Source organism: Lactococcus sp. S47 (assembly GCF_016517475.1).
In the GTDB taxonomy this organism is placed as follows: domain Bacteria; phylum Bacillota; class Bacilli; order Lactobacillales; family Streptococcaceae; genus Lactococcus; species Lactococcus lactis.
In genome coordinates this window covers 1-1,067 of record NZ_JACVUB010000023.1, presented here as the reverse complement: position 1 = coordinate 1,067, position 1,067 = coordinate 1, and the positions used below count along the sequence as shown (strand labels likewise).

Here is a 1,067-nt window from a genome sequence, read left to right as displayed (position 1 = left end):
GGTGCAACCGTTGGAACAGGAACCGCGAATGAAACAGGAGATTATACGGTTACTCTTCCGGGCTCAGTTGGTCCTAACGCACCAATTAGTGTTACAGCGACCGACGGTGCAGGAAATGTGAGTGATCCAACTCCAGCGACGACTCCAGCGGATCCAACTCTCGTAGCTCCAACCGGTAACTTGGCCGCAACGACCACAGCGGTTGGTGCCGCAGACGGTATGGCTACTCTTCCAGCAACTCTGAAAGACAGTGAAGGTGCCGATGTTCCGGTCACAGCAGTTATCACGAATGCTTCAGGAAGTGCGGTTACTAATGGTAACTTGGCAGCAGGTACCTACACCGTCACTTATACGGCAGGTGGTTATGAAGACGTCACTCAAACTCTAGTTGTCACAGACCCCGCAGATACCACTGCTCCAGATGCACCGACAGTAGGTGATGTGACAGGAAACAGCACGAATGGTTACACGGTCACAGGTACAGCTGAACCGGGCTCAACGGTCACAATTAAAGATGGCAGTGGGGCAAGCGTTGGAACAGGAACCGTGAATGAAACAGGAGATTATACGGTTGCCCTCCCAGGCTCAGTCGGCCCTAACGCACCAATTAGTGTTACAGCGACCGACGGTGCAGGAAATGTGAGTGATCCAACTCCAGCGACGACTCCAGCGGATCCAACTCTCGTAGCTCCAACCGGTAACTTGGCCGCAACGACCACAGCGGTTGGTGCCGCAGACGGTATGGCTACTCTTCCAGCAACTCTGAAAGACAGTGAAGGTGCCGATGTTCCGGTCACAGCAGTTATCACGAATGCTTCAGGAAGTGCGGTTACTAATGGTAACTTGGCAGCAGGTACCTACACCGTCACTTATACGGCAGGTGGTTATGAAGACGTCACTCAAACTCTAGTTGTCACAGACCCAGCAGATACCACTGCTCCAGATGCACCAACAGTAGGAAATGTGACAGGAAACAGCACGAATGGTTATACGGTCACAGGTACAGCTGAACCGGGCTCAACGGTCACAATTAAAGATGGCAGTGGGGCAACCGTTGGAACAGGAAC

1 protein-coding gene is annotated in these 1,067 nt (G+C 52.7%); it reads left to right on the top strand.

What is annotated here, in order from left to right:
- Window positions 1-1,067, top strand: a 1,067-nt coding sequence (locus IAE52_RS11405; protein WP_233610999.1) for a phage tail tube protein, incomplete at both ends; no start/stop codon positions are given.